The organism is Streptomyces sp. R-74717, from assembly GCF_047305335.1.
Classification (GTDB): Bacteria; Actinomycetota; Actinomycetes; order Streptomycetales; family Streptomycetaceae; genus Streptomyces; species Streptomyces atratus.
Window position 1 is genome coordinate 9917911 of record NZ_CP102361.1, and the last position, 25328, is coordinate 9943238.

Annotated in this window: 26 protein-coding genes and 7 pseudogenes; 14 read left to right on the plus strand and 19 right to left on the minus strand. The window is 67.8% G+C overall.

The window, feature by feature from the left end; translation table 11 throughout:
* Positions 1-77: 77 nt before the first annotated feature.
* Entirely contained in the window at positions 78-620 is a 543-nt protein-coding gene (locus NRF20_RS45260) for a putative immunity protein (protein WP_398633035.1), read from the minus strand.
* A gap of 794 nt (positions 621-1414) precedes the next feature.
* Between NRF20_RS45260 and NRF20_RS45265 the strand changes: the two genes are divergently transcribed.
* Positions 1415-1630, plus strand: a complete 216-nt coding sequence (locus NRF20_RS45265; RefSeq protein WP_413754429.1) for a hypothetical protein — start codon at positions 1415-1417, stop codon at positions 1628-1630.
* Between the two features lie 186 nt (positions 1631-1816).
* Here the strand turns inward: NRF20_RS45265 and NRF20_RS45270 are convergent, their stop codons facing one another.
* The gene (locus NRF20_RS45270) at positions 1817-2719 is read right to left on the minus strand and encodes a helix-turn-helix transcriptional regulator (RefSeq protein WP_398633037.1); all 903 of its coding nucleotides are present in this window, start codon (positions 2717-2719) and stop codon (positions 1817-1819) included.
* A 180-nt stretch (positions 2720-2899) separates the two neighbouring features.
* On the opposite strand from NRF20_RS45270, the gene NRF20_RS45275 reads away from it, so the two are divergent.
* Together NRF20_RS45275 and NRF20_RS45280 are read left to right on the plus strand one after the other, a co-directional pair.
* Positions 2900-4345 (plus strand): MFS transporter, encoded by a 1446-nt coding sequence (locus NRF20_RS45275; protein ID WP_413754430.1) that lies wholly within the window; start codon positions 2900-2902, stop codon positions 4343-4345.
* 138 nt (positions 4346-4483) lie between these two features.
* Positions 4484-4912, plus strand: a complete 429-nt coding sequence (locus tag NRF20_RS45280; protein ID WP_398633039.1) for a nuclear transport factor 2 family protein — start codon at positions 4484-4486, stop codon at positions 4910-4912.
* 92 nt (positions 4913-5004) lie between these two features.
* Here NRF20_RS45280 and NRF20_RS45285 read toward each other — a convergent pair whose 3' ends face one another.
* The 3 genes and pseudogenes from NRF20_RS45285 to NRF20_RS45295 all read right to left on the minus strand — a co-directional run.
* Positions 5005-5484: a recombinase family protein gene (locus tag NRF20_RS45285; protein WP_398633040.1), complete on the minus strand. Its 480-nt coding sequence runs from the start codon at positions 5482-5484 to the stop codon at positions 5005-5007.
* A gap of 519 nt (positions 5485-6003) precedes the next feature.
* Positions 6004-6450 (minus strand): SRPBCC family protein, encoded by a 447-nt coding sequence (locus NRF20_RS45290; RefSeq protein ID WP_398633041.1) that lies wholly within the window; start codon positions 6448-6450, stop codon positions 6004-6006.
* Positions 6451-6929: 479 nt separating this feature from the next.
* A pseudogene (locus NRF20_RS45295) lies at positions 6930-7070 on the minus strand (IS5/IS1182 family transposase); the annotation flags it as partial.
* Positions 7071-8369: 1299 nt separating this feature from the next.
* On the opposite strand from NRF20_RS45295, the pseudogene NRF20_RS45300 reads away from it, so the two are divergent.
* Positions 8370-9044 (plus strand): annotated as a pseudogene (locus NRF20_RS45300) (methyltransferase domain-containing protein); the annotation flags it as partial.
* Between the two features lie 265 nt (positions 9045-9309).
* Here the strand turns inward: NRF20_RS45300 and NRF20_RS45305 are convergent.
* The 3 genes and pseudogenes from NRF20_RS45305 to NRF20_RS45315 all read right to left on the minus strand — a co-directional run bounded on the left by NRF20_RS45305 (position 9310) and on the right by NRF20_RS45315 (position 10880).
* Positions 9310-9531: a hypothetical protein gene (locus NRF20_RS45305; RefSeq protein WP_398633042.1), complete on the minus strand. Its 222-nt coding sequence runs from the start codon at positions 9529-9531 to the stop codon at positions 9310-9312.
* A pseudogene (locus NRF20_RS45310) lies at positions 9524-10068 on the minus strand (IS607 family transposase). The gene NRF20_RS45305 and the pseudogene NRF20_RS45310 overlap by 8 nt, the downstream one beginning before the upstream one ends.
* A 179-nt stretch (positions 10069-10247) precedes the next feature.
* A complete protein-coding gene (locus NRF20_RS45315) occupies positions 10248-10880 on the minus strand; it encodes a TetR/AcrR family transcriptional regulator (RefSeq protein ID WP_413754431.1) in 633 nt (210 codons plus the stop codon).
* A 75-nt stretch (positions 10881-10955) separates the two neighbouring features.
* On the opposite strand from NRF20_RS45315, the gene NRF20_RS45320 reads away from it, so the two are divergent.
* A complete protein-coding gene (locus NRF20_RS45320; protein ID WP_413754432.1) occupies positions 10956-11507 on the plus strand; it encodes a GNAT family N-acetyltransferase in 552 nt (183 codons plus the stop codon).
* Positions 11508-11691: 184 nt separating this feature from the next.
* On the opposite strand, the gene NRF20_RS45325 is transcribed toward NRF20_RS45320, so the two are convergent.
* Positions 11692-12195 carry a Mu transposase domain-containing protein gene (locus NRF20_RS45325; protein ID WP_413754697.1) on the minus strand — a complete coding sequence of 168 codons (504 nt, stop codon included), beginning with the start codon at positions 12193-12195 and terminating at the stop codon, positions 11692-11694.
* Here NRF20_RS45325 and NRF20_RS45330 point away from each other — a divergent pair.
* Positions 12091-12525 (plus strand): hypothetical protein, encoded by a 435-nt coding sequence (locus tag NRF20_RS45330; RefSeq protein WP_413754718.1) that lies wholly within the window; start codon positions 12091-12093, stop codon positions 12523-12525. The two genes, NRF20_RS45325 and NRF20_RS45330, sit on opposite strands and share 105 nt — an antisense overlap.
* 68 nt (positions 12526-12593) lie before the next feature.
* On the opposite strand, the gene NRF20_RS45335 is transcribed toward NRF20_RS45330, so the two are convergent.
* The gene (locus tag NRF20_RS45335; RefSeq protein WP_413754433.1) at positions 12594-13130 is read right to left on the minus strand and encodes a recombinase family protein; all 537 of its coding nucleotides are present in this window, start codon (positions 13128-13130) and stop codon (positions 12594-12596) included.
* Entirely contained in the window at positions 13082-13465 is a 384-nt protein-coding gene (locus NRF20_RS45340; RefSeq protein ID WP_413754434.1) for a hypothetical protein, read from the minus strand. Before NRF20_RS45340 ends, NRF20_RS45335 begins: the two co-directional genes overlap by 49 nt.
* A 157-nt stretch (positions 13466-13622) precedes the next feature.
* Here NRF20_RS45340 and NRF20_RS45345 point away from each other — a divergent pair, with 157 nt between their 5' ends.
* Positions 13623-13868: a hypothetical protein gene (locus NRF20_RS45345; RefSeq protein WP_398633048.1), complete on the plus strand. Its 246-nt coding sequence runs from the start codon at positions 13623-13625 to the stop codon at positions 13866-13868.
* Between the two features lie 85 nt (positions 13869-13953).
* Here NRF20_RS45345 and NRF20_RS45350 read toward each other — a convergent pair whose 3' ends face one another.
* The gene (locus NRF20_RS45350; RefSeq protein ID WP_413754435.1) at positions 13954-14679 is read right to left on the minus strand and encodes a dienelactone hydrolase family protein; all 726 of its coding nucleotides are present in this window, start codon (positions 14677-14679) and stop codon (positions 13954-13956) included.
* Between the two features lie 415 nt (positions 14680-15094).
* Positions 15095-15697 (minus strand): TetR/AcrR family transcriptional regulator, encoded by a 603-nt coding sequence (locus NRF20_RS45355; RefSeq protein ID WP_413754436.1) that lies wholly within the window; start codon positions 15695-15697, stop codon positions 15095-15097.
* A 73-nt stretch (positions 15698-15770) separates the two neighbouring features.
* Between NRF20_RS45355 and NRF20_RS45360 the strand changes: the two genes are divergently transcribed.
* Together NRF20_RS45360 and NRF20_RS45365 are read left to right on the plus strand one after the other, a co-directional pair.
* Positions 15771-16598: a class I SAM-dependent methyltransferase gene (locus NRF20_RS45360; RefSeq protein WP_398633051.1), complete on the plus strand. Its 828-nt coding sequence runs from the start codon at positions 15771-15773 to the stop codon at positions 16596-16598.
* Positions 16599-16908: 310 nt separating this feature from the next.
* On the plus strand, positions 16909-18171 hold the full coding sequence (locus tag NRF20_RS45365) for an IS701 family transposase (RefSeq protein WP_413752125.1): 1263 nt from the start codon (positions 16909-16911) through the stop codon (positions 18169-18171).
* 206 nt (positions 18172-18377) lie between these two features.
* Here the strand turns inward: NRF20_RS45365 and NRF20_RS45370 are convergent.
* Together NRF20_RS45370 and NRF20_RS45375 are read right to left on the minus strand one after the other, a co-directional pair.
* A pseudogene (locus tag NRF20_RS45370) lies at positions 18378-19007 on the minus strand (Tn3 family transposase); the annotation flags it as partial.
* Between the two features lie 65 nt (positions 19008-19072).
* Entirely contained in the window at positions 19073-20728 is a 1656-nt protein-coding gene (locus tag NRF20_RS45375; protein WP_413754698.1) for a DUF4158 domain-containing protein, read from the minus strand.
* Between the two features lie 5 nt (positions 20729-20733).
* Between NRF20_RS45375 and NRF20_RS45380 the strand changes: the two are divergent.
* Positions 20734-20865: pseudogene (locus NRF20_RS45380) on the plus strand (XRE family transcriptional regulator); the annotation flags it as partial.
* A 76-nt stretch (positions 20866-20941) separates the two neighbouring features.
* On the opposite strand, the gene NRF20_RS45385 reads toward NRF20_RS45380, so the two are convergent.
* Positions 20942-21322: a VOC family protein gene (locus tag NRF20_RS45385; RefSeq protein WP_398633053.1), complete on the minus strand. Its 381-nt coding sequence runs from the start codon at positions 21320-21322 to the stop codon at positions 20942-20944.
* A gap of 380 nt (positions 21323-21702) precedes the next feature.
* Between NRF20_RS45385 and NRF20_RS45390 the strand changes: the two genes are divergently transcribed.
* Both NRF20_RS45390 and NRF20_RS45395 read left to right on the plus strand, forming a co-directional pair.
* The gene (locus NRF20_RS45390) at positions 21703-22029 is read left to right on the plus strand and encodes a deoxyxylulose-5-phosphate synthase (protein ID WP_398633054.1); all 327 of its coding nucleotides are present in this window, start codon (positions 21703-21705) and stop codon (positions 22027-22029) included.
* Positions 22026-22889, plus strand: a complete 864-nt coding sequence (locus NRF20_RS45395; protein WP_398633055.1) for an SMI1/KNR4 family protein — start codon at positions 22026-22028, stop codon at positions 22887-22889. Before NRF20_RS45390 ends, NRF20_RS45395 begins: the two co-directional genes overlap by 4 nt.
* A gap of 122 nt (positions 22890-23011) precedes the next feature.
* Here the strand turns inward: NRF20_RS45395 and NRF20_RS45400 are convergent, their stop codons facing one another.
* Entirely contained in the window at positions 23012-23227 is a 216-nt protein-coding gene (locus NRF20_RS45400; protein WP_398633056.1) for a hypothetical protein, read from the minus strand.
* Positions 23228-23585: 358 nt separating this feature from the next.
* Between NRF20_RS45400 and NRF20_RS45405 the strand changes: the two are divergent.
* Together NRF20_RS45405 and NRF20_RS45410 are read left to right on the plus strand one after the other, a co-directional pair.
* Positions 23586-23663: pseudogene (locus tag NRF20_RS45405) on the plus strand (hypothetical protein); the annotation flags it as partial.
* A gap of 204 nt (positions 23664-23867) precedes the next feature.
* Positions 23868-24170: an SEL1-like repeat protein gene (locus tag NRF20_RS45410; protein WP_398633092.1), complete on the plus strand. Its 303-nt coding sequence runs from the start codon at positions 23868-23870 to the stop codon at positions 24168-24170.
* A gap of 314 nt (positions 24171-24484) precedes the next feature.
* Here the strand turns inward: NRF20_RS45410 and NRF20_RS45415 are convergent, their stop codons facing one another.
* Both NRF20_RS45415 and NRF20_RS45420 read right to left on the minus strand, forming a co-directional pair.
* Positions 24485-25003: a DUF1203 domain-containing protein gene (locus tag NRF20_RS45415; protein ID WP_398633057.1), complete on the minus strand. Its 519-nt coding sequence runs from the start codon at positions 25001-25003 to the stop codon at positions 24485-24487.
* Between the two features lie 86 nt (positions 25004-25089).
* Positions 25090-25317: pseudogene (locus tag NRF20_RS45420) on the minus strand (IS5/IS1182 family transposase); the annotation flags it as partial.
* Positions 25318-25328 lie beyond the last annotated feature (11 nt).

The window sequence follows — 25328 nt, forward strand, 5'->3', positions numbered from 1 at the left end:
TTCGCGGACAGTTGCGGCTTCAGGCGGCAATGCGGTTCGTAGGGTAGGCCAGCTGTCGGGTGTTCGGGAGGGAGCCCTCAGCGGGACGCGCGCAGGGAAGCGTCCAAGGTGGTCATGAGTTGCTCAACGCGGTTCTTGCTAGCTGGCGCGAGGGGATACCGAATAAGAACATCGATCAAGACCGGTGTGGCGCGTTGCCGAGCCTGCTCGATCATCTTGTTCCCGACTTCGGGATCGTCGCTTGCGTTGATTTCAGCTATGCGCGCTGCACTTGCAGCGGCGCGCAGGATGTGGCCTACCTGGTGAGCTTTCGCGATCGGGTGGAGGTACGCGGCAGATGCGGCATCGCCGGCAGCTCGCGCAGCGAGACGTGAGGCTTCGGTGGAAGCTTCCTTCGCTGCTCGGTGTGCGTCCAACGAGGTGACGCGCTGCAGCTTGGTCCTTCTCGCACCGTTGACGAACTCCCATGCGGCATCAAGGGCTGCGCGAGGTCGAGGGTCACTGGGGTTAGCTTCCTCGAACACGGGGAGGACTTCCTGAGCGGTCTCTGCGACGTAGCGTGCTACGACGCGCAACTCGTCCATGGTCAGCTCGAAGTCACCGGATGCGGTCGCCGTCATGAAATCAAGCATCTCACGGGCGTCAGTCGCGCCACAGGCCGTTCCAAACTGCGGGCCTCCGCCCGAGCTCCCGAACGTCCTGGTTGAAGGAGTCAGCCAACAACCGAGGGCATATAGCCGTCTCGGTTCGGGCCACACGGCTCCCTTGACCTGACCATCCACACGACACCACGAGTTCAACCTCAGTAGTTCGGAGAATGGAGGTTGCTTCGCCGAACGCACCCCGACAATGGCGCCGCCGGCTACCTGCACGAGGTCTTCGAACCGACCGCCCACGCGATCGACGGCCTGGGAAAGGGCGCTGGAAGCCGTCGGCCTGCTCGGCGAAGCCCTCGCCCTCGACCTGCGACGGCCCCGGGACTACTTCGCACGTGTCTGGAGCACCGCCTTCCGGGCCCAGGAACTGGCCTGTCAGCAAGACGGACGTGAAGCCGCATGACCTCCACGTCCGCTTCCACTGCGGCGGCCGTCGCCGCCCGGCGCCTCCAAACGAAGGACAAACTCACTCGGATCGAGAAGGCAATTGGCCAGCTACGCCGCGAACGAGGACGGTTGACCGTCCGGGCCGTCGCCGAACGAGCCAAGGTCTCCGCCACGTTCCCTACGAGAACACCGACGCACGAGCCCTTGTCCAGCACGCCGTCGCCGACCACCGCAACCGCCACGACCACGAGACCCAGTAGGAGCACGAGCCGATCGAAGCGTCCTGGCGCGAACGCGCGCTCAACGCTGAGGAAGAACTCGGCCGGGCACAGAAGGAGATCTTCACGCAGCGGAAGCGTATCGGCGAACTGATGGGCCAGATCCGCGACCTCGAACAAATGGTCCCCAACGAGTCCATCCAGCAGCCCGTCACCGAGAACACCAGCCTCAAGCACTGCGTCCAATGGCTGCCCCAGGAACACCGCACACTCCAAGAACGCCTCGAAGGCGCCCGCTCCAACCTCCGCTTCGCCGACAAGCGCATCGTCGACATCGAAGCCCAACACCTCCAACAGGACCACTTATGACCGTTCCGCCCCTCCGACCCGATCCACCTCAATCGCGACCAGATCGCCTCCCTAGCCCGGCTGCCGCGGGAAGTGGAGCAGTTCCTCGACGAGTGCGACGAGAAGGTCGAAGAGGCTCTGGCCGCCCACTTCGGCCTCAACCCCGCCAGCGTCGCGCTTCACGCCCAGCGTGAACAGAGAGCCAAGTCATTGGTGTTTGCGCGCCGGGACGTGGTCCTGTTCCTGCTGCGGCGTGAACGTCTCGGTACTGAGGTCTGCCAGGAGTTGCAGGGCTGCTGCTGATGGGGAGCCTGGTTCAGCGGTGAACACCGCCATGCGCTGACCCTTGTCGTTGGACAGGTCCATGAGCTCGTTGTTCAGGGTCATGGAACCCACCAGCGGGTGCTGGAAGTTGCGGGTGTAGTGCTGAACGCACGTGTGAACGGGGTGTGCTGCCCACAGCGTTGCGAAATCAGGGCTATTTAGGGTGAGTTCACCGATGAGTTCGGTCAGCTCGGGATCGTCGGGGCTGCGGGCGGCAGTCATACGTAGGTCGGCGACCGTGTCCCGGGCCTTGCTCCTCCAGTCGGTGTACAGCTCGCGGCTGTGCGGATCCAGGAAGACCAGGCGCGCGATGTTGGGTCGCTGGCCTGGCTGCGCGGGCGCCTCATAGGGCAGGTGCCCCGCGAGCAACGCGTGCGCCGCGTGGTTCCAGGCCAGAACATCGCTGCACCGTCCGATGACCAGAGCGGGTACGTCCCCGAACGCGTCGATCATCAGCCGGACGCTGGGGCGCAGTTGCTCGGGGCGCGGACATCGGCGGGCCTGCAGCTTATTGCGAGCCAGGCGGAACAGGTGGGACCGTTCGGCACTGTTGAGCTGGAGGACACGGCAGATCGCGTCGAGCACGGCGTCGGAGGCGTTGGGACTCTGTCCTTGCTCCAGACGCGTGTAGTAGCCGCCGCTGACGCCTGCCAGATGCGCCAGTTCTTCACGGCGCAGGCCGGGGACCCGCCGCCGGCTGCCGTAGTCGGGCAGCCCGACGTCTTCGGGCTTCAGCCGGGCACGTCGGGTGCGCAGGAACTCGCCGAGTTCGGATCGCCGCTCCATGTCCCCCAGGATGCCCGCTTTCCTCGTGTTGTGCCTGCACCTGCCAGGTGCAGGCACGCCAGGGATACCCCCAACAGAGGGCTGGTCGGTGCTCGTCGCGCAGCACAGGCTGGGACGTGCCCGACGTTCTACGTCGTGGCCTTTGCGTCGGTTCATTTGAGTTCATATGAGAGGCACTCCATGGCGGTATCCGAGGCACAAGACGTGCTTGCTGGTGGGGAGGTGACGGACAATCTCGGCACCAGGGGCTGGCTGATCCTGGTCACGCTGTGCGGCGCGACCTTCATGACGGGTCTGGACTTCTCGGTCGTGACTGTGGCCCTGCCGGAAATCGGGCGCGACCTGGACTTCGCGAGCACTGGGTCGCTGCAGTGGGTGGCAACTGCCTGTCTGCTGCCGACGGCGAGTCTGCTGCCGCTGTTCAGCCGGGTCTCCGACCTCATCGGCCGCCGCCGTCTGTTCATCCTCGGTGTCGCTCTGTTCAGCGCGTTCTCCCTGATCGCGGGGCTTGCGGCGGGGCCGGCCATGCTCATCGCGGCCCGTGCGGGCCAGGGCGCATCTGCTGCCATGATCGCGCCGACCGCCATCGCGCTGATGACGACGGTCTTCCCGGAAGGTCCGCAGCGGACGAAAGCCCTCGGCGTCAACGGCGCCGTGCTGTCATTGGGCTTCGTCCTCGGCACGCTCGGCGGCGGTGTGATCACCAGCGGCCTGAACTGGCGCTGGACCATGTTGATCCTGGTCGTCATCGGCGCAGTGGTACTGATCGGCGCGATCATCCTGCTTCCCGGGACCGCCACACGATCAGCGGCCCGGCTCGACATCCCGGGGGCCGTCCTCGCGAGCATCGGCCTCTTTGCCCTGGTCTACGGGATCTCAACGGGCGCCGACGCCGGCTGGGTCAGTGCACCCACGGCAGGCTCCCTCGCTCTGGCCGTTCTGTCCCTCAGCGCGCTCCTCCTGGTGGAGCGGCGGCATGCGGCTCCGCTGATCCCGCTGAACCTGCTGACCACGCCGACGGTGAAGTGGGGCGGCCTGATCGGGTTCATCACGCTCGGCATGTGCGGCGGTACGACGGTCCTGCTGAGCCTGTACATGCAAGACGTGCTGGGCTACTCCGCGCTGACCACCGGTGCCGGCTTCCTCGCGGAAGGCATCGCAGCACTCGTCGGCGGCATGTTGGCCTCCCGGCTGATCACCTCGTGGGGCAAGGTGGGCGCCATGGCCACTGGACTGATCGTGCAGGGGCTCGGCACCGGAACGATGTTCCTCCTGCCCGAGAAGAACGGCCTGGCACTACTCCTGCTGACATCCGGCGCCATGGGGTTTGGCCACGTACTGACCGTAGTCTCCTTCATCACCACCATGACATCGGGACTCCGCGACGATGAGCAGGGGATTGCGAGCGGCCTGTCGCAGCTGCCGCAGTTCCTCGGGGCCATCGGGACCGCAGGCCTGGCCGCCATCGTCACCGCACGCGCCAAGTCGCTCTCGACGACGACGAGTTCCGCGCTCGCCACGCTGGGCGGTCTCCACGCGGCAATGCTCACAGCGGGAATCGTCTGCCTCGGCGGAGCGATGCTGGCCGTCCTGACCCTGCGCCCCTCAGTGACCGAGGCCCGTTGACGGTCGTACGGACCGAAGAGAACCAAGAGGCGCCGGGCACTTCCCCGAACGAGAAGAACGTGCACCGCTGCCCGAAGCCAGAACCGCACAGCTTCATGCGCACCACACCCAGCACCGATTCAGGCCCATGGAGGAACCATGAGCACCAAAGATCCGAAGATCGAGGCCATCGAGCGCTTCTTCACCGCGTACGCGGCCAACGACGTGGACGGCATCGCCCAGGTGCTGTCCGAGGACATCGAGTGGACAATTCCGGGGCATCACCCACTCGCCGGCACCAAGCGCGGCATCTCAGAAGTGCGGTCGTTCTTCGAGCAGCTCGGCAAGACCGGCTTCCGGGCGGAGCCGCTCTTCCTTGAGGCCAGCGAAAACTACGTCGTCGATGTGCACCGCGGCTGGTCCACAGAGGGTATCGGCAAGGTCGACACGACCTGGGCGCTGGTATGGCACTTCGGTGCAGACGACAAGGTTGATCACGTCGTAAACCTCAGCGCCGACCAGCATCAGATGGACAGCTTCATCTGGGCCAACTTCAGTCTGGCGCCACTCCCGGACAGCCTCGCCTGACACGGTCCGGTACGAGGCGTTCGGCGCGGCCCTGTGCTGCCACGCGGACACGATCGAAGCCCCCCGCCACCGAATCCCCGCATCACGGACACCTACGCGACGCATCCGCGCAGTTCAAAGCCCATCCGGCCAGATCGACGATCGGTAGAGCGCGCGAGGCGCTTGAGCTCGTGGACGGTGAAGATGACCGGGGTCTCGGGCGCGGCCTCCTTGAACTGGTGGGCCAGGGCGAGGGTCTTCTCCAGCTCTGGCCGGACCTTGACCCGGGTGCTGGTCTGCTCCTTGAAGACCTTGTGGCACTCCGCCCTGTGGAGGGCTTCGAGCTGGCTCGCCAGTTCCTGGCGGGCGGTCGACGTACGGGCGTACCCGATCCGGATCGGCCGCCCGGTGCGGGGCGCGGGCCCGACGGCGAGCGCCGGTCCCTGCCTCCACGCGCGGCCGGGGAGCCGGTCGGCGGGCACCAGGATCTCCAGTTCCTCGCGGAGCGCGGGGACGAGGGCGAAGCGGGGGTGTGCACTTCGCGGCGGTCTTCCCGCCCCGGGTGCGGCAGGCGCTGCCGGCGGGCGCGCCACAGTTCGGGCAGTCGTGACGTTCTACCGCCAATGCGGCCTGATCGGGCGTGAAATCCATGCCGGAAGCCCCTCAGAGCCCCGTCGCACAACATGCGGGTTTTGAGCGGCCACCTGCGGAAACGGGTCGGCTCCCGGGTCTCTCGCAGAACTCTCACAGATGGTCGTTTGTGAGAGGGCAGAAGCGGAACTGGCGCTACCGCACCGGCTTCGCGCTCCACATGCTTCGAGACAGCCGGACTCACCCTGGAGTGGAGATCCGGTGGCACCGAAGGCGCTGTGAACCGCATCAAGAAGATCAAAAGACAGCTCTACGGACGAGCCGGCCTCGAACTACTCCGTGATCGCTGAGCCGCTGCGTCGTAGAGACCGACCACAAGGCACTGCAGTGATCAGTAGCGGGACCGGTCGGAGTGCATTGAGATCAGCGAACGGTGGGCGAGACAGGGAACAGACGCAGGAAGGACGTCTGAAATGAGCGTGGACGAGAGCTGATCCGCCTCGGGTGTTCTGCAACGTGCCTCAAGCGCTTCCGCCATGCTCGAGCGTCGCGATCCGGGCCAGCTTCGTCAGCATCATGCCGTTGCGGACTGCGACGATGTAATCCACGGGGAGTCCGTGCATCCGGGTGCCGGGGCCCCGGAGGGGGTGCCAGTCGAGAACGAAGAGGGTGTTCTCGCCCCAGGGGATCAAGTTCATGGCGATGCGGGCTGCGCCGAAAGGATCTGCCTTCGCTTCCAGTTCGAGGCGGTGTTGCGGTTCGCAGATGCGGACGACGCAAGTGTCGTCGAGGGTCAGGGGGCCGGCACCGACTCGGACTTTCAGGCGGGCGCCTACTTCTGGCCAGTGCGGGTCCGCGGCGAGGACCCGCTGGGTTCCTGTGACCCACTCCCCGTAGCGGTGGCCGTCGGACAGCAGGTCCCAGACCTCGGACGGCGAGCTCAGGATCAGACGGCAATTCCGGGCCACGCTGATCACGTTCCTTCTGGAGGATGAGGGATAGGGGAGATGCTGCCGGTCATGGCTCCTCCGGGACGAGGCTGTCCGGCACAGCAGGAGCTGGGCAGCCGTGAAGCCCGGCGCGAGAACCTGGCGATGGGTCAGCCGGTGTGCGCGGATCGCCTGGCGGGCCGCTTCATCGCCGCTCGTGTGGGGCAATCAGCCCAGCGCGCCGGGGTACTGCGGGAAATCCTCAACAGTCACCGCTTTCGCCGCACCACGGATGCACTCCGCCCTTCGCACGGCCCAGCGAATGGCTGCTTCGATGAGTCCGAGCCGTTGACTCCGACAACGATGGCCCCTGGCTTCTCACGCAGGTCAGCCGTGGTCATCCTCGGCTCGACGGCTGGCGCCGCCGCTCCGGATTCCTGGTCCGGCCGCCCACGGGCTTGGCCTCCAGCCTCATGCCGACAGCACCACCTGCACAATCCGACAGGTCCATACGGGGCTGCGATCTGCTTGCCCGCGTCGATGCCCTGGCCGGCGGTGGGCACGTTGGCGGAGGTTCTGACGCTCTGGGTGTCCAGCCCGCGTGCGCTCGGCTCGGGGGCCCTGCCTTCGGTCTCCCGTACCAACCGCCGGAGCAGGCCGGGTGCGGCGGCAGCGGATAGTCGTCGCGGAGGACACGGTCCGGCAGCGTGCCGGATGCCGGAAGCGGCGAGGTCTCCCGGGGGAAGGCCAGATACGCCCAGACTTCCGTGGCCAGCGGCACCGTCGCACCGGCGCCGGACGGCCGCCACGGCTCACCGGTTCGCGGATGCCGGGGGACAAAAGCGATGTCGGGGGCGGGCTGTGCCGCGGCGAGCCCCGGGCCGACCAGGCCTACGGACTTCGTCGAAAGCCCCGACGGGGGGATCGGCGCGGCGACCCCACGGCCGAATGTCTCCGCGACGAGACCGTCAGGGAGGGCCACTGGTCTGTCCTCGCTGGCCACCACCAGATGCGCCAGCGCCGCCGCGACCGCCGCCTCCCAGCGGGGGCTCCACGCCCCGACGGGTTCGATGGGCGGCGTACCGCACGGCCCCCGCGCCACGCTCTCCCAGCCGACAGGCGGGGCAACGGGTACGTCGGCTGGAGCCCGGCGCACGGCGCCGGGCTCCAGCCACACCGTCTGCCAGATCGAGCAGTCGTCCATCCGGGTCGCCACCGCGAGCCCGCACCGCTCGCACGCCAGGTTGGGACCGTCCCGGCCGTCCAGCCCAAGACAGTAGCCTTCGCACCGCTCGGGGATCAGGACCGTGCCGCGGGAGTCACCCGGCGCGACGACGATCCGTCCCAGCGCCCCGAAGGAAAGGGAGTACACCGGTGCGTACACGCCGCGGGCCGCCGCCTCGACCGCCCCGACCTCGTCCCACGGCCGCCACGGTGGCCCGGACGGCTCGGGATCGACGGCGTACGTCCCTGGTTCCATCAGCGGGGTAGCAGCTCGTGCCATGACAGGTGATGGGCGTGGACGGGAAGCGCGACCTGAGAGACCGGCGCCGTCAGCACCGCGCCGCACCCGACGCACGTGAACACGTCCATGCAACCTCCCCGCTCCGTACCCCGCGGATTCTCCCGGCCTCGCGACCGACGGCCAACCGCTTTTCGCGCACTGACACCCTTGGCAAGAAGGGCGCCAAGGCGTACATCTGCACCCCGAGTACGAAGGGCTGGAAGTCCTTCATCACCGAGACCACCCCCTGGGGAGCACCGACGCCCCGCTGGACAGCCGATGGACCCCGTCACCTCGGCGGACGCCTTACTGCCGCGGGCATCCCCAACCCTCGACGTCCGGACCCTGCTTGGCTGCCACACCATCCGCACAGAGGCCATCGCAGCCCAAGCCAAAGGAGGTCGGCCGCGATGCGGGGCGGACCGCGTACTCGCCGAGAAGGAGGCGCTGCCCTGGTGCCGGCATGCGGTGCTGGGAGGTCGGCGCCGGCGGGCCCTCCGTACCCCTCGGGCTGGCCGAGCGAGTCGCCCCGAACGGTACGGTGATCGCCACGGACATCGACGTGTCCTGGACCCGGGACATCGCCGGCGGCGTGATCGAGGTGCTGTGCCACGACGTGGCGGCCGACCCGCCGCTACCCGGCGGCTTCGACCTTGTGCACGCCCGGCTGGTCCTGGTGCACGTCACCGACCGCGCCGAGGCCCTGCGCCGGATGGTCCAGGCGCTGCGGCCCGGTGGCTGGCTGCTCCTGGAGGACGCCGACCCAGGGTTGCAGCCGCTGCTGTGCCCGGACGAGTCTGGTCCCGAACAGCGGCTCGCCAACCGGCTGCGATCCGGCTTCCGCACACTGATGGCGGCGCGCGGCGCGGACCTCGCGTACGGGCGGACCCTGCCCAGAGCGCTACGCGAAGCCGGTCTGGACGATGTACAGGCCGATGCGTACTTCCCGATCACCTCGCCGACGTGTGCCGTGCTCGAGGACGCGACGGTGCGGCAGATCCGCCACCGTCTGGTGGGGGAAGGGCTTGCCACCGACGAGGAGATCGACCGGCACTTGGCAAACGTCGCCACCGGGCGGCTCGATCTGGCCACCGCCCCGATGATCTCTGCGTGGGGACGCCGCCCGTAAGCGTTCCTGAAGACTGAGCGGGAGTGAGTCCTGGTGCCAGGACTCATGCTCAGCCGCGTGTCCCGAACGGTTTTGGGCACGCTGGTCTTCCGCGTTCGCTCCGCGTCCGGGCGGCACGCATCGTGTGCGTGGTCCGGGGATGCGGGGCGGGTTCCCTCGCGCCCGAGAGCACTCGGTCGGGCCTGGACGGTCCGATGCCCCGCAGCATCGCTCTGGAGCTGCGCCTTGGTGACCGCGCCCGCCCACCGCGACGACGAGAGCGGCGTCAACTCCCGCTCTTACGCGCCGCCCACGTATCCGTGGAGTGACCCAGACCGTCACGGCAGCGGGTCTTGAGGTCACGGGATGCAAGGCGCCCCATGTACTCACCGACCAGCCGCAGCACCTCTTCATCCTGCGAGGTCAGGCCTCGTAGCCGGTCGCGTATCGCCGCACCGGACGGCCTGAGGGCGACGAACGGACGGGCGATCGGGCGAAGGTCAGCCATGCTCAGCAGCCTCCAACGCCTTCTGAGCGCGGTTCTTTGCTGAGCGGCGTCCGTACAGGCGAGCGCAGAACGAGGTCAACACCTCCACCATGTCGCGTACCAGATCGTCTTCGACCTCGCCGTCGTCCAGGACAACGAGACGACGCACCGCCGCTTCGAGAGCGGCCTCAACCAGTTCGCTGTTCATCCGTCCCAGCCGGTCATGGTGCTCCACCACCACGGCGATCACCTCCGGATCGGCCGGCAGACGCCGGACGTTGGCGCGGGAGCCGGTCACGCCCGAGCCGACCTCGCACTCCACACGGACGACACGGTGACCGGCTTTCGCCGGCCATGCGGACAGCCGGGCAACCTGTCGTTCCAGGTCCGCTTTCTGATCGTGGGAGGAGACGCGGGCATACAGGCCCACACCGGCCACAACCTCGCGCGTTGCGTTGGTCTCCACGTTCACCAGGATCGTGCGCAACCCGGCCCGCTGAGCCGCGGCACCGGCAAGGTGCCCTCACGGAACCAGCGATACGCGGTCTGCGGATGCACACCCTGCGTCTTCGCCCGGGCCCTGGGCGGTCGACACTCGCCGGCGTACCCAGCCGTACCGCGCCCCGGCGCTCCTGCACCGTGGCCGGGTGATCAGCGTTCACGACTGCGTCAGTGCCGCCGTCCCCGTACCTGAAGCCGTCCCGCCCGGCCGCTGACCAGCACCGACATGCTATCGATCACAAACTGCGGCTGCCGTGTCGGCCGGTCGGCAGGGCGCCGATATCGGTGAGAACAACGCGCAGCAGGGCGAGCTGGCGGTGGACAGCAGCGCTGGCCCGGCGCTCGTCATCGGTGGCGAGAAGGTCGAGCAGGGCGCCCCGGAGCACGGCCAGGGCCAGGGTGCGGCGGGTCGCGCCGTCCTCGCTGTCGCTCTCGGGTTGTGGCTGGCAGGTGGCCAGGACGTCGAGCCAGTCGTTCACGGTGGCGCGGGCGAAGCCGGCCCAGGCGCCGTCGGGCTCGACGAGGGATCGGGCGTATGCCTCGGCCCACAGTCGTAGCAGCGGGCGATGTTCTTCGGTGGCGAGCCAGGCCCAGATTTGCTCAACCGCAGGGGCCAGGCCGATGGGCTGGTCGGCTTGCGCAAGGTGGTCCAGGACCGTCAGCTCGTCGGTGCGGGCGCGCGCCAGCAGCGCCTTGACCAGGCCGTCCTTGTTCCCGAACAGGAACATCAGAACGCGTGGGCTGGAGCCGATGGCCGACGCCAGCGGGCGCAGGGACAGGTCTGCCAGGCCGTGCGCGAGCGCGTATCGATAGGCGGCCTCCAGCAGCTCGGCCTGCCTGGCGGACGGGATTGTCGCTTCCTTGGACATGGGACTAGCCTAGCGCTACTGAAACAGTCGTGTCAGTGGCAACCGAATGCAGTCGAGGGGTCAGGCGAGCAACCCATGCCGCAGCAGCAACACCAGCCGCACGTCCTCGTGCGCCGCGCCAACCGTCCCGGTGACCTGGGCTGGGTGGTGATGGCTCACGGCGAGATCTACGACCGGCAGTTCGGCTGGAACACCGACTTCGAAGTCTTGGTCGCCAAGATCGTCGCCGACTACGCTGCCGACAACGACCCGGCCAAGGAGGCCGCCTGGATCGCCGAGGTTGGCGGCGAGCGCGCGGGCTGCATCTTCCTCGTCGCCGGCGACGAACCAGGGGTGGCCAAGCTGCGCATCCTGCTCGTCACCCCGAAGGCCAGGGGCCTCGGCCTAGGCGCCCGCCTTGTCGAGGAATGCCTGGTCTTTGCGTGCGGGGCCGGCTACAGGCAAGTGACACTGTGGACGAACGATGTGCTGGTTTCCGCGCGCAAGATCTACCAGGGTCTCGGCTTCACCCTCGCCGACGAGGAACCCCACCACAGTTTCGGCCACGACCTCGTCGGCCAGAACTGGGTCCTCGACCTGCGCACCACCCCGGCGGGCAACCAGAGGGGCCCCGCCGACCGGGCATGAGTGCTTCCCGGGCCACTCGGATGCCCGGCGACTCTCACCCGCGGCTGTCACATCTCCCGAAGTGCCACTGGTAGACGGGGAATGGGAAGTCCTTCAGGTCGCCGCTGGCGGTGAAGGCCGGCTCGCCGCTCACGGTGGTGAAGGCTCCGGTGTGGATGCCGCCACTCGTGCAGGGAGGTCACCATCACCAGCGGCTTGCCTGAACCCGCTCGCCCGCTGCGGTGCAGGATCCGGCCTCGGTCCGGGCTGACTTGCGCGCCTCCAGCGCGACAACCTCTGCGGTCCTGGCCCCGGCCAGGCCGGCGGCGACATGCTCGTGAGGCATGTGAAGCACCTCGGTCGGGGCCCAGGTGCCGTTCCACTCGCCGCGGACCTTGCGGGCCTGGTCCCGCCAGGCGTCATGGACCGGGGTGAACCTGCCTGCGGAGCGAGCCTCGACAGCGGTGGAGCCGGGGAAGGCATCGGGCTTGCGGACCAAGACTTCCGGGCAGTGGTCCAGCTCCAGCCGGATGGCGCCCTTGGCAATCAGCCTCTCGTGTCGGGCCACCGCCACTTTCTGGCCGTAAACCACCAGGTGAGAAGCGTGCAACACGACCCGGACCCGTTTGCTGATCAGCCGGATCGGGGCCGAGTAGCGGTTGGCGCGGACAGGTATCTGGCCATAGCGGTCGCCCCGCGGTGTGAACAGCCGGCCCGTCTCGAGCGGCTCATCGAATGGCCGCACCAGCAGCGGCTGTTCGACCGCGAATCATTTGGCGACGGTCCTGGATCTGGCACCGATCCGGCGGGCGCCGTCCTGCCGGTCCCACGGCTCGACCATCTCGTTCGGCTCGGCGAGCGAGGAGACCTTGGGAACAGGAACGACGCGTTTGCGGCGGAAGTACCCGATCTGGCCCTCGAACCCGCCTTTCTCGTGGACGCCTTCGACGCCGGGCCGACAGTAGAAGATCTCGATACCGATACCCCCGTGAGTTCGCGGATTCTGAAGGGTGCTTGGGATGAACCCACGGCTTCATGAAGGAAGTTGGCCTGCATGGGGTGTGACCGAGATACGCGCCAAAGGGGCAACGGGATGATCTTGGATCACTAGGCCGTCTGCTCGTCGTGTCCGCGCAGCATGCGCATCACGGTCGCGGGGGCCGGGTGCTGGCCGCGCTTCTTTCCGGTGCGGATGACGAGGCGGGAGGCGATCTCGCGTAGGGAGAGGTGTTCCTCGTCGCACAGTCGGCGTGCGGTGGCGAGCATGTCCTCGTCGGAGACCATGGTGCCGCCGATCGCCTTGCCCTTTGTGCGGGCGGCCTCCTGTCCTTCGAGGGTCTTGTCGCGGATGTAGTCGCGTTCGGACTCGGCCATGGCGGCGAAGAACGCGAACAGGGCGGCGCCGTGCCCGGCCGGGTCGTGCTTGCCCGCCAGGGGGCCGGTGAGGAACTCCAGCTCGATCTCGGCGTCGCGCAGTTCCTCGGCGACCTTGAGGAGTTCCAGGGCGCCGCGTCCCAGTCGTTTCATCTCGTGGACGACGAGGGTGACCTTCGCGCCGAGCGAGCGGTACTCGCGGGCGGCGGCGAGCGCGGCCTTCATCTCGGGCCGCTCGCGCACGCGGGTGCTGATCTGTTCATGGAACACCGGTGCACCTGGGAGGCTTCGAGTGCGTCGACCTGGGACTGGATCTCCTGTGTGCGGGTGGAGCCCCGCGCGTACCCGAGGCGGATCTCCATCGGTACGGCGGGCGCCGCGAGTTTCTGCACCGGCAGGGCCTGCCAGGCAGAGCCGGGATGCAGTAGGGCCGGGGTGGCCACGTGGAGCTCGGAGCGGAGTACGGGGATGAGCTGGAAGCGGGCGGTGTGGTATTTGAGCGCGACCTTCCCGGCGGTGGTCCGGCACGGCGAGCCGGCCGGGGCGGTGCAGGTGGACATCGGGCACGGGTTGGCTTCGACGAGCTTGTGCGGGTCGGTGATCACGCCGGAATCGTTGAGGTTTCACGAGTGCGTTTCATAGAAAATGAGGAAGGAAACGGCCGTTGAAACGCGGCGGCCTGCGGGAACGTCCGCTGCGCGCGGTGTTGCAACAGGGACCACCTATGAAACACCGATGTCCGGCCCGTCGGCGGAACCGAGGATGCCTTCCGTCGTTGAACTGGTCATGGCGACGACTCATCTGCGGGCTTGCGACGTTCCCGAGGTCCGCCAGGGCCTGCTTCAGTGGGTCGACGAGAACGGGCCACACCGCCGCACCTACCCCGACCAGGACGCCCCAACGGGCTACTCGCGCAAGTGGGTCGGCCCCTACCTCGTCACTCCCGAAGGTTGCGTGGACGCCCCGATCTTGGGCAGAGAGCGCGTCGTCAGCGTCCTGCGCCGCTGAAGGGATGGGACCGGAATACGCCAGGAACCTGCCGTGGTGACCGGTAAGCGCTGGTCAGCGGGTGGCCGAGCTTGGACTGACCAGATCACTCCGTCACGGGCAGGCACTCGGCGAGCAGGTCGACGACATCGTGCCAGGCTCGCTGCGCGTGCCGTGGGTGGTAGCCGACGCCGGGACGCACGGTGTGGTCGACCGGCGGGTGGTGGAAGGCGTGCAGGGCTCCGCCGTAGACCACGAGGCGCCAGTCGACGCCCGCGGCCTGCATCTCGGCAGTGAACGCGTCCCGTTGCTCAGCGGGCATGATCGGGTCTTCCGACCCGACCCCGGCCCATACTGGGCAGCGGATGCGCGCCGTCTCGCCCGGTCGGCCCGTGGTCAGTGCGTTGACTGTCCCGATCGCGCGCAGGTTGGCGCCGTCGCGCCCGAGTTCCAGCCCGATGGCGCCCCCGGTGCCGTAGCCGATGGCGGCGATCCGGTCGGGGTCGGTCCGCGGTTCGGCGCGCAACACGTCGAGCGCCGCGTGGCCGATGCCCCGCATCCGGTCGGGGTCGGCGAGCAGCGGCATGCAACGGGCCAGCATCTCCTCGGGGTCGCCCAAATAGCGCGCGCCGTGGAGGTCGAAGGCCAGCGCTACGTACCCCAGCTCGGCGAGCGCATCGGCCCGGCGGCGCTCGACGTCGCTGAGCCCCAGGCCCTCTGGTCCGAGCAGCACCGCGGGCCGGCGGTCGACACCGGCCGGGAGCGCGAGGTGCCCGATCATCGTCAGGCCGTCGGCCGGGTACTCGACCGTGCGCGTTGTAATCGTCGTCATGAGACTGGACCGTAGTGATCGTCGAGCCCGGTCGGGCCGGTGTTCACCGCTGGCAGAACATCAGAACTGTCCTGCGCGGGCAGGAGGCAAGCCTCGACCTCCTGCGGCAGGACCGGATCCTCGACGAAGTCGAAGCCGCGGGTGTCCGTGACCCTCTGCACATCGCGGCAGTCTTCGGACTGCGACCCGATACCGCCCAGCGGTATGTCGATGCGTCTACGGGCCCCACGACCCCACCGCGAACCCCTGAACTGGCCTCCCGCCCTATCTCGGACACCAGGCGCAAAGTGCGGCGTCGGCGCGATCGTTTGCCGACATTGATTGTCGACACGGCTTCTCGACACTGCCGACCTGTGGGTTCGCCGTGGATAGTTCAGGTGTCGACAGACCTTCATTTGCCGACACTCAAGGGCCCCTAAGCCGGTCGTCGTTGCACGGCGTCGGCGATGACCGCTGTCACGAGCTTGTTGACGACCGCCGTGGCCGGCGGGCCGGGGTCGCGGTCTGCGAACAGGAGATGCCCGCCACCGACCAGGGAGAGGGTGAGTGAATCGATGTCGGCGTCGGCCGCGATGCGGCCCAGTTCACGCTCGGCGGCCAGATAAGCGGAGATTGCGGTCGTGGCCTGGGCCAGAATCGCGATGCCGCCTCCGGGCCTCGCCTCCCGCAGTCGTGCGCGCAGCTCGTCCCGGAAGGTGATGAGCGGGATGATCGCCACCGGAATCGGTCCGAACAGGGTGGTCAGCGCGCTGGTGAGGTTGTCTGCCACCGTGCCGGTGCCGACGGACTCACGCAGCGCACTTGCCTGCCTCTCAAGCTGCGCGGCCCGGTCGAGCACGAGGTCGGCGAGGAAGGCGTCAAAGTCGCTGAAGTGCCGGTGCAGGACGCCTTTGGCGCAGCCCGCCTCGTCGGTGACGGCCCGGCTGGTCAGTCCATTCGGCCCGTCCCGCAGAAGCACGCGTTCGGCAGCGTCGAACAGCTGCTGCCGCGCGTCGCGAAGGTGCACCCCAGTCGGCACTCACAGATCCTCTCGTGCGGTCTGCCCGCTGGCATCCGTTGCCCAGTGGGCGAACGCCCACTAAGGTGGGCGCATGCCCATCATACCGCGAGAGCAACCAGAACCGTCCCCGGCGGAGCCGCATGAGGCCCGGCGGATGGCTGAGTCGTTCGGCGTGGACGCGCAACGCTACGACCAGGCCCGGCCCGGCTACCCCGATGCATTGGTGGCGCGGATCGTCGCCGGGAGCCCCGGGCCTGACGTGCTCGACGTCGGCTGCGGCACCGGCATCGCAGCCCGCCAGTTCCAGGCCGCCGGCTGCGCCGTGCTCGGCGTCGAGCCCGATGCGCGGATGGCCGACTTCGCGCGAGCCCATGGCCTGCCGGTCGAGGTGGCGGCCTTCGAAGCCTGGCAGCCAGCCGGCCGGACGTTCGACGCGGTCATCGCCGCCCAGTCGTGGCACTGGGTGGATCCGGTCGCGGGCGCCGTGAAGGTGGCCCGTGTGCTGCGTCCAGGGGGACGGCTGGCGATCTTCGGGCACGTGTACGAGCCGCCTGCCGAGGTGGCCGAACCGTTCGCCGCTGCCTACCGGCGGGCGGCGCCCGACTCCCCGCTCAACGGCCAACCGGCCCGACGTCCGCTCGACCTCTACCAGGCGGCATACGCGAAGTTCGCCGACAAGATCCGCGAGACCGAACAGTTCAACGATCCCGAACAGTGGAGATTCGACTGGCAGCAGTCCTACACGCGCGACCAATGGCTGGACCTGCTACCCACCACCGGCGGCCTCACTCAACTCCGTCCAGATCAGCTGGCCGAGATACTGGACGCGGTCGGGGGCGCCATCGACTCCCTGGGTGGACGCTTCACGATGAACTACACCACCCTGGCCGCGACCGCCGTACGCGCCGGCACCTCCTGAGTCCATTCGCCAAGTCGCCGCCGACCTAGGAATCCGCGCGGCCGTTCAACGCTCTGCCGGGCGCAGGGAGTGCGGCCAGCCGCGTGAGCGGCCATCTCGGCCAGGAGTTGCTGACCGGGCGGGTTGCCGGTGACGACCTGGAGCCGATAAGTCCCACGGGGCCATGCACAGTCACCAGCGGGCTGGTCTCCGCAGGGAACTGGTGGCAGTTGAATACGCGAGGTCGTCAGTTTTCTGGCCTTCAGCTAGTAGGGCTTTGTTAGGTACCCCGATTGATCATCTCCAGATAGGTTGTGATGTTCTTTCAGGTGTGACACCCGAGGAGATGGATACGGTCCGCACACGCTTGGACGCGTTCGCGGCGGAGATGCTCGGTTCTCTGGCCCGGCGGGATCAGCGAGCCAAGGGCGAGCTGTACCTGCGCGGGCTGATGCTGGACGGCAAGCGCAAGTCGATGCAGCCGATGGCCGAGCGCCTGGGCGTGGACCACCAGCAGCTCCAGCAGTTCGTGGCCTCCTCGACCTGGGACTGGGCCAAGGTCCGTGAGCGGATGGCTCGTTGGGCTGCCGCTCACATCTCGCCGGAGGCGTACGCGATCGACGATGTGGGCTTTCCCAAGGACGGCTACGACTCACCGGGTGTGGCGCGGATGTACTGCGGCGCGCTGGGAAAGCGCGGCAACTGCCAGATCGGCGTCAGCGTCAATCTGGTCAGCGACCACGCTTCCTCGGCGGTCAACTGGCGCCTGTTCCTGCCCGAGAGCTGGGACGACACGAAGAACACCGGCGATGCGCTGCTGACCGGGGCAATCCAGCGCCGACGCGCCAAGGCGGCCATCCCCGACAGCGAGCGGCACAAGGAGAAGTGGCGCCTGGCCCTGGACATGCTCGACGAGGTCCGCGAGGGCTGGGAACTTCCTGACCTGCCGGTGGTCGCCGACGCCGGATACGGCGACGCGACCGGCTTCCGCGAGGGCCTGACCGAGCGCGACCTGACCTACGCCGTCGCGGTTAAGGGCACCACCACCGCCTACCCGGGCGACGCCGTCCCCGACCGTCCGCGCTACAGCGGCCAGGGCCGCCCGCCCGGACCGGCCTACCCCGTCCAGCACAGCACTCTGCGCCAACTCGCCCTGAACACAGGGCGATCGTCGGCACGAACCGTGACCTGGCGCCAGGGCAGCAAGACCACGAAGCACAACCCCCGCGCCGAGATGCGCTCGCGGTTCCTGGCGCTGCGGGTCCGACCCGCAAACCGAACGATCCGCCGAGCCGCCGACGGCTCCCTGCCCGAGTGCTGGCTGCTGGCCGAATGGCCGCCCGGCACCGCCGAGCCCACCGACTACTGGCTCTCCACCCTGCCTGCCGACACCCCGCTGCGCGAACTGGTCCGCATCGCCAAGATCCGCTGGCGCGTTGAACACGACTACCGCGAGCTCAAGGACGGTCTGGGCCTGGACCACTTCGAGGGCCGCAACTTCCCCGGCTGGCACCGCCACGTCACCCTCGCCTCCCTCGCCCAGGCGTTCTGCACCATGCTCAGGCTCGACCCAAAAGCGCCTGCGCCGGCCTGACCCTCTACGCGGTCCTCCGCGCGCTTCAGGCCCTCCTGGCCACCTGGACCGGCGCCTGCTCGATATGCGGCCAATCCGCACCGACACCAGAACCACACCACAGGACCTAACAAAGCCCTACTAGGGCTCCAGGGCCGAACTTGAGGGGGCACACTGGTCAAGCAGCCTTGTCGCCCCTCCAGTTCCGTCGCAGCGACCATTCGGTAATCCTGAACTTGTTGCCTTCTCCTGGGCGTCAGGTCGAAACCCAGCAGGTGGGCGAGCGCGAAGACCGGGAAAGACTGCCCCTGCGTATCCGCGTGCACCGTGGTCGGCTGCACCTCACTGGTGTTCTTCAGAAGGCCCTCGACGATGTAGACGGCCTCCCACACCCCGCACGGGATGAAGTGCGTGAACAGCGCGATGTACGTGTCGGGGATGTGGTGGTAGGCGATCCCGCCCGGCTTGCCGTACCTGACGCTCGTCTCGGAGACCAGGTTGTCGAGATAGGTGTCCATGTAGGTGCCGTCCGCCGCAACGGCGGTCCCATCTCCCCACGCCTGCGAGATGTTCAGGCGTGCGTGCGCGTCGACCAGGTCGGAGATCGCCTCGTTGAGCAGCACGATCGAGAAGTGCTTGTTGGCGACGTACGACAGCTCGTGTCCGCTCACGTCGGGGATGTGCCGGGCGGCCTCGTACGAGCCCATGTCGGTGCCCTTGACGAACGTGACGATCACGTACCGGCCCAAGGGGTCGGTGAGCTTGGGCTCGTTGCCGGAGGCCGGGCCGAAACGGCGCCACCACTCCACCCAGTACGCGGTTCGAGCCACGATCCCCATCAGGGATCGCTCCGGCATCCTCGCCTTGATCTCCTGCTCCAGCCGCTTCGCGGAAGGCCGCTGACCGTCAGCCCGGTGCGCCTTCAGCGACGGGATGCCCGTCTCTGGATCGATGACCAGGCCCTCGTTCTCGGGGTACCCGGCATCCGCCGCCGCGGCGGCGGACCGCAGCTTGTCCTCCAGCTGTCGGCGGAAGAACTTCGCGTCGAACTCGGCGGTCTCGCCCGCCTCGCACAGGCCGACCTCCACCAGGTGGGACCCCAGCTTCTCCTGGACGTCTTCCCAGGCCAGCAGCTGCTCGGACCAGTCCGCGTACTCCTTTGAGCCGACCACCGCGACGTCGCCCGTGCGGAGTTCCTCGGCGAGGCCGGCGAAGACCATCGCCTCGAAGTGCTTGCGGACGAACTGCCCCGTGCGGGTCTTGTCAACCACGGCCTTGCGCCAGTTCTGCGTGGCGAAGGAGATGTCACCTCCTTGGCGTCTTTGTTGAAGGCGGTGATGGACTCGCCGCGCGCACTCTGGTGCCGCTGGGCGTGCGCGAGTGCGTCCAGCACCCGGCTGTCCTCGCTGGTCGCGGTGAACTCCGGCTTGTCGGCCAGGTCGAACACCAGCGCCCGGTCCCGGCCGATCTGCCCGTACAGCAGCACTTCCCAGAAGTTGCCGTGGTGGGCGGCGACCTTCTCGATCTGCTCGTACTGCTTGGCGAACCCGCCGAAGTCCTCCACCGCCTGCGTGACCGCGCCGCCCGCGTCGATGTGCTTGAGCACTGTGCGGTAATTCCCGATCAGGGCCTCGACGATTTCCCGCTCGGCGAGCCGGATCTCCTCCAGCTCCGCCCTGGCCTTCTTGATCTTCGTGGCCACCCGCTTGCAGAACATTGTCGCGAGGTCGTCGCGGACCCGCATCCTCGCCTTGTGCGTCAGGGCTGCGACCAGCGCGATGCGCTTGACTGGGGCGAAGTCCCGCAGCTCCGAGGCATCCGCCGCGTCCGCCTCCCCGGCAAAGTCGGTGATCTTCCCCGAGGCGACACCATTCATCCACACACCGGTGTCGCCGAGACCGTCCACCCACTCCAGAGGCTTGGTCAGGTTCTTGAAGTGCGACCAGGTCGGGCCCTGCGCGGGCTTCTTCAACCGGTTGAACAGCGTCGTCCCGTCGCCGTCGCGCTCCTCCAGCAGCCGCATGAGCCCCGCCCGCTGAGCGGCGCTCATGCGGTCGTGGATGCCCGCGCGGATCGAGGAGTTCACCTCAGTGCGGATCTTCGAGGCCATCTTGTCGAAGGTGGAGAACCCCGGCAGCTCCAGCCCTGCCTCCACCACCTTCTCCAGCCCGATATTGATCAGATCCGCCGGGCGGTTCTTCGCCGCAGCCTCCTTGCGGATCGACTGCTCGGCGATCCCCCGGGCCTTGGCCTGGTCGTACTTCACGCCGACCCGCTTGCGGACCGGACCCCGGTGATGCTTGGCCGTCCTCTCCGCCCGGTACACCGGCAGCGTGCACTCCGGCAGCTCCACGGCCCGCCGTACGAAGTCCACCACCGTCTCGGGGACGTCCTCCAGTACCGGGAAACATCCCATGCGCTGGTACGACTTCAGCATCAGCAGCAGGGCCAGCAGATGCTCATCACCATCGGTGGCATCTGCCGCCCACTTCAGCTCGTCCCGAGTCGGCGAGAAGAACAGATGCAGCTCATGCGCGGTGATCAGCCGCTTGAACCGCGGATACGCGGTCCGCTCGATCGAACGGCGACCAGAGGCTCCAGGAGATCGCCGCCGAAGCGCTCAAGCACGTGTAATTCCGGGACGGCGGCCGCCGCGCCGGCAACCTGGCAGAGGTGTGCTTCACCGACGTGGAGCACACCGACCTCGACCTGTAGGTCCCCGGACAGGGGTCGCCAGATCTTGTTGTCGGCTGCGGGGTGGCGGCTGCGTCGATCGTTTGGGCGAGGGCCGTCAGAGCGGGTCGAGACGGCGCTTGAGCAGGCAGAACTCGTTTCCTTCTGGATCGGCGAGGACGTGCCAGGACGCCTCCGCAGGCTGACCGATGTCGACGGGTTTGGCCCCGGCGGCCAGGAGGCGCTCGAGCTCGGCGTCCTGATCGCGGTCGGTGGGGTTGACGTCGATGTGCAGCCGGGTATGCCCGTTCTTCGGCTCGTCGTTGCGGATGAGGAAGATCGTCGGCTGCGGGCCGCCGAACCCTTCGCGCGGACCTATCTCGATGCAGCCCTCCTCTTCGCGATCGAGCTCTATGAAGTCCAGGACCTCGCACCAGAACCGCGCCAGCACCTCGGGGTCGCGGCACTTGAGCACGAGCTCACTGATACGGCATGCCATTGACGAAACCTACTCTCAGCATGGGAACTGCCGGGGTGGCCGCACGCGGATCTCATGGGATCCCAGCAGTGAGAACAAGCTCGCACCGTACCGGGCGAGGCGAGCGGGGTCGAATTGATTTCAGGCCCTCGCCTGGCCAGGTCGCCAGCCGAGGGCCGCAGATCGCGCAGCAGGGCAGCCGGCCTGCCTCGATCCACCCGATACAAGATCATGTACTGAGCCGCCAAGAAGACCTGGGTACTCCCGCCAACTACGCCTGGGAATACGGCAGTACCCACTGCCTACCCGTCCTCCGGCCGCCATCTATAGCTGGGGGTCGCAGCTCCCTCCAGCGCTGAAATCTCGTCGAGTTCGTCGCGGGGGATGCCTAACCTGGCTGCATGGCCAATGCGAAGATCTTGTACGTCTGCCTGCCCTGTAGGGCCTCGTACAAGGAGCCTCACGACAGGGAGAAGCAGGTCTGCCCGCGCTGCGCGGAGTCGCTGATCCACAGGGGATCGGCTGTCGCCGCGCCCCCGCCCCGGGACACCGCGGCCTGGCGGATGCTCTCCCTCCTGCTGAATGCGGGCATCCGCTTCCATAGGAACTGCTGTGTGGGACCCGGATATCGACCGCGCACCTTGCGCGAAGTGCGCGAGCGGATGACGTTCGCGTGGCGGACCGGCGAGCCTTTCGCCATGGCGCTCGTAGGCCGGGATGTGCCGTGACGGGGCATGACAGCCTGGAGCGGCTCGTGACGCCGCCGACCGCCCCCGTTGACGCCCGGGGGGACTGGACCGCCGCGGAGACCGCTCTCTCCATACAGCTGCCCGACGACTACAAGTGGCTGGTCGACAGGTACGGGTGGGGCGAATTCTGCGATTTCCTCTACCTACGAACGCCGTTCGGCACGAGCGAGTACAACGGCATCACATGGCAGAGCGGAGACCTGTCAGGGGCGCCCGAGAGAGACAGGAGGCGCTATCCGTATCCGCTGCACCCGGCTCCGGGCGGGCTGCTGATCTGGGGCACCACCGTGAACGCCGACCGGCTGTGCTGGCTCACCACCGGGGTATCCAGGAGTTGGCCCGTCGTGGTCTGGAGCAGCGAGGGCTGGTACGAGACTCATCCCATGGGCGCGGCCGAGTTCATCGAAGGCTGGGCTGACGGAGGTGTCAGCTCCGCGCTGCTTGGGGACATGGAGCCGGACCTCGTTCCGTGGTTCAACACCTTCCGGCCTCGCACCCACCACTGTCTCCAACTGTCCGAAGGCCCCCTCGCCCACCCCGAGCGCCTGCTGATCCTCCGGGAGGCCCTGGCCCCGACCACGGATCGGGGCGCATGGCGCTCGGAGAACGACGAGATGGGACAGAGCTGTTTCGCGACCGTCTCCACTGACTGGATGCTCACCTACGACGTGTCCCGCCCTCACCAGATCCGCATCGAATTCCCGCCCGAGGACAGGGAACAGGTCCGACGGCGCCTCTTCGCCACCGTACGGCTCATGGGTTGCGAGGTGCTGCGGATCACGACCGCTGACGGAGCATCCCTACCGACCTGGGACACAGTCACGGATGAGGAGGAGTAGGCGTTGATCAGCTCCACGGTCGTGAGCATGAAGCCGGCGAACTGAAGCGCCCGGTCACATCGATACGACGTGGGCACCTACAGCGCACAGTCACATCAGCGGTTCGGGCCTCGTCTCCAGGCTCAGGAGAGCTTCCACCCGTTCCGGAACTCCTGCTGTTCCTCCCATGTGTCCCGCTTACGGGTTGCATACAGCACTCGCCAGGCTGTCGTCTCGACATCCCGCAACCAAAGTTCCGAGAGGGCTTCGGCCTTGTAGCCGCCCACGTCCTTCTTCTCCAACCCAGGCCCGTGACGATGCAGCGCCCGGAGCACCTGGTGGTTGATGTCGGCTGGCATGAGGATCAGGGTGCCCGGTGCCTTCCACAGCCGAGACCAAAATTCCCTGGGCTCATCTGCGGGGACCCGCAGGCCAACCATGAGCGATACCGGACGGGCGGTGGCCGCGTATCCGTCCGAGTGCGCCATAGCGGCCATCGCTGCGTTGGCGACCTGCTCCACGTTCAGGCCAGCGGCCTTCGACACCGAGTTGTCCGGGGCGAAGGAGGCCAGTTGGCCACCCGGACAACCGGGGAGATCCGCCCATTGGCCGGCGCTGGTACAGCGGAGGCCGCCGCGTTGTCGTCAGGGATTTTGATGGACTACTTCGACGAGGCGGCGTTGCCGTTGGCCGTGAGCTACGGCAGGGCAGCGCGCGTACGGCTACATGCTTGTTGAAGGGGGCGGCGGCGAGCAGGACCGTGCGGCCGCAGTTGAACTGTTCCGTGCGGCCACCGAGGGCGGCGACATGTATGCGGCCTTCAACCTCGCCCAACACACCGATGACGCAGGTGAAAAGCTGCTCTTGCTGGAACGCGCCGCAGGCCAGGGTCTTGTCGTGGCCGGCTCTGTACTCGGCGACCGACTTTCCGCATCGAACCGGGATGAGGAGGCGCTCAGCTGGTACCTGTGGGCTGCCGAACGGGGCGAGACCACAGCGATGTACGCGGCCGGATGCTGGTATCGCGACGGTTTCGGCACCGAACCGGACCCGGTCCAGGCGGTGCGCTGGTACTTCACGATGCTCCACCACAATGCCGGCGACGGAGTCCACGACGCCATCGAGTTACTGAAGGCCGGGGCCATGGCGGAGGTCGAGGTGCGAGAGGCCGGCCGCCTCGCCGGCCGGTCAGCAGCGGCGGTAGCAGTTGTCAGGGCTGTGCGGGCAAGCGGGCCCCAGACATTGAAATCCTGTCACGTACGAAGCCAGAGACATAGGGCCGCAACTGCCACAGCCCTGTAGAAGACGTACCCCCGCTGGTCGAAGCGCGGTAGCCACAGCCCGGCAGACGAGCGAGTGCGATCGGCAGGTGCTGCGCCGGTCTCTATGGTGACGGGGATGTAGCCGGTGGGCTGTGGCCTCGTTGTTTGTAGTGGCTGGTCCAGGGCTTGGTGTTGTCTGCGACGGCGCCAGCCAACGAACCGACCACCGAACCTTCACCACAAAGACCCTTGCAGTATTAGGCACTGTCCGGCGGTTCAGGCTGAACACTGTGTTGTACTGGCGGAATTGACGACGGCCGTGAGCCCTGCGGACGGCTATCCGCTGGGCATCGCCTACGGTCGCCTTACCTCGAACTGGAAGCATCCGTACTCCAGGGCCCGCACGTGCACCAGTGCCACCTCCGGCTCGGCAAACGCTTCCCCGAAGACCTGATCGAACCCGGCCTCGGCGTTGTCCGGGATCTCGAAGAAGAGGCCGCCGACGATGTGTCCCTCGGCGTTGTAGCGGCGGATGGTGCGCAGTGCCCCCGGCCGCGCGAAGGGGTAGACCTGGGCTCCCCGTGACTCTCCGCATTCGTCGGCATGGATGAATACCGGCCCCACTTCATCGTAGGCTCCGGGGGCGGCCCCAGTTGCCGTCGCCCAGCGGCGCAGCGGCGCGTATGAGACGAGAGCGACCCGCTCGCCGGGCTCGATGGCCCGCAGGCAGCAGCGCAGCGGGCTGCCCACGCAATCGAGGGGAACGCCGTCCTCGCGCGCGGTGTACGGCCGCAGTGGCCGCCCGGTGTCATCGATGTCGCGGAGTTCCTTGAGTGTGGCGGGAGCGATGGGGAGAGGCGTGTACGTGGTCATGGGGCCAGTGTCGGCGGCTGGCCCTTGGCGCGCTGGCGGGATTCGGACGCGAAGGTCTGCGGGATTGCTGCGGTGTATTCGGCGGGTCACGAATGGAGCCAGAGCCGGATGGCTGCGACGGTGACGGTGCCGTGGAAGAGGTAGGAGCGTTTGGCGCACCTCGTGGCCACGGCACGGACGCCCTTGAGCTCGTTGATGGTGCGATCGACTTCGTTCCTTCGTCTGTACGCAGCGCGGTCGGAGCCGGGCGGATGACCGCCGACACAGCTGCGGGCCAGGCGGTGCCGAACCCGGTCCTTCTTTTCCGGGATGCTGCGCGGACGCC

What these genes read in the sequence shown, in the direction of transcription:
- NRF20_RS45390 (WP_398633054.1), top strand. Translation starts at nt 21,703, where the DNA reads ATGGCCAATGCGAAGATCTTGTACGTCTGCCTGCCCTGTAGGGCCTCG.
- NRF20_RS45415 (WP_398633057.1), bottom strand. Translation starts at nt 25,003, where the DNA reads ATGACCACGTACACGCCTCTCCCCATCGCTCCCGCCACACTCAAGGAA.
- NRF20_RS45400 (WP_398633056.1), bottom strand. Translation starts at nt 23,227, where the DNA reads ATGCCAGCCGACATCAACCACCAGGTGCTCCGGGCGCTGCATCGTCAC.
- NRF20_RS45265 (WP_413754429.1), top strand. Translation starts at nt 1,415, where the DNA reads ATGGGCCAGATCCGCGACCTCGAACAAATGGTCCCCAACGAGTCCATC.
- NRF20_RS45275 (WP_413754430.1), top strand. Translation starts at nt 2,900, where the DNA reads ATGGCGGTATCCGAGGCACAAGACGTGCTTGCTGGTGGGGAGGTGACG.
- NRF20_RS45270 (WP_398633037.1), bottom strand. Translation starts at nt 2,719, where the DNA reads ATGGAGCGGCGATCCGAACTCGGCGAGTTCCTGCGCACCCGACGTGCC.
- NRF20_RS45410 (WP_398633092.1), top strand. Translation starts at nt 23,868, where the DNA reads ATGTACGCGGCCGGATGCTGGTATCGCGACGGTTTCGGCACCGAACCG.
- NRF20_RS45260 (WP_398633035.1), bottom strand. Translation starts at nt 620, where the DNA reads ATGACGGCGACCGCATCCGGTGACTTCGAGCTGACCATGGACGAGTTG.
- NRF20_RS45315 (WP_413754431.1), bottom strand. Translation starts at nt 10,880, where the DNA reads ATGTCCAAGGAAGCGACAATCCCGTCCGCCAGGCAGGCCGAGCTGCTG.
- NRF20_RS45320 (WP_413754432.1), top strand. Translation starts at nt 10,956, where the DNA reads ATGCCGCAGCAGCAACACCAGCCGCACGTCCTCGTGCGCCGCGCCAAC.
- NRF20_RS45360 (WP_398633051.1), top strand. Translation starts at nt 15,771, where the DNA reads ATGCCCATCATACCGCGAGAGCAACCAGAACCGTCCCCGGCGGAGCCG.
- NRF20_RS45350 (WP_413754435.1), bottom strand. Translation starts at nt 14,679, where the DNA reads ATGACGACGATTACAACGCGCACGGTCGAGTACCCGGCCGACGGCCTG.
- NRF20_RS45345 (WP_398633048.1), top strand. Translation starts at nt 13,623, where the DNA reads ATGCCTTCCGTCGTTGAACTGGTCATGGCGACGACTCATCTGCGGGCT.
- NRF20_RS45305 (WP_398633042.1), bottom strand. Translation starts at nt 9,531, where the DNA reads ATGGCTGACCTTCGCCCGATCGCCCGTCCGTTCGTCGCCCTCAGGCCG.
- NRF20_RS45385 (WP_398633053.1), bottom strand. Translation starts at nt 21,322, where the DNA reads ATGGCATGCCGTATCAGTGAGCTCGTGCTCAAGTGCCGCGACCCCGAG.
- NRF20_RS45280 (WP_398633039.1), top strand. Translation starts at nt 4,484, where the DNA reads ATGAGCACCAAAGATCCGAAGATCGAGGCCATCGAGCGCTTCTTCACC.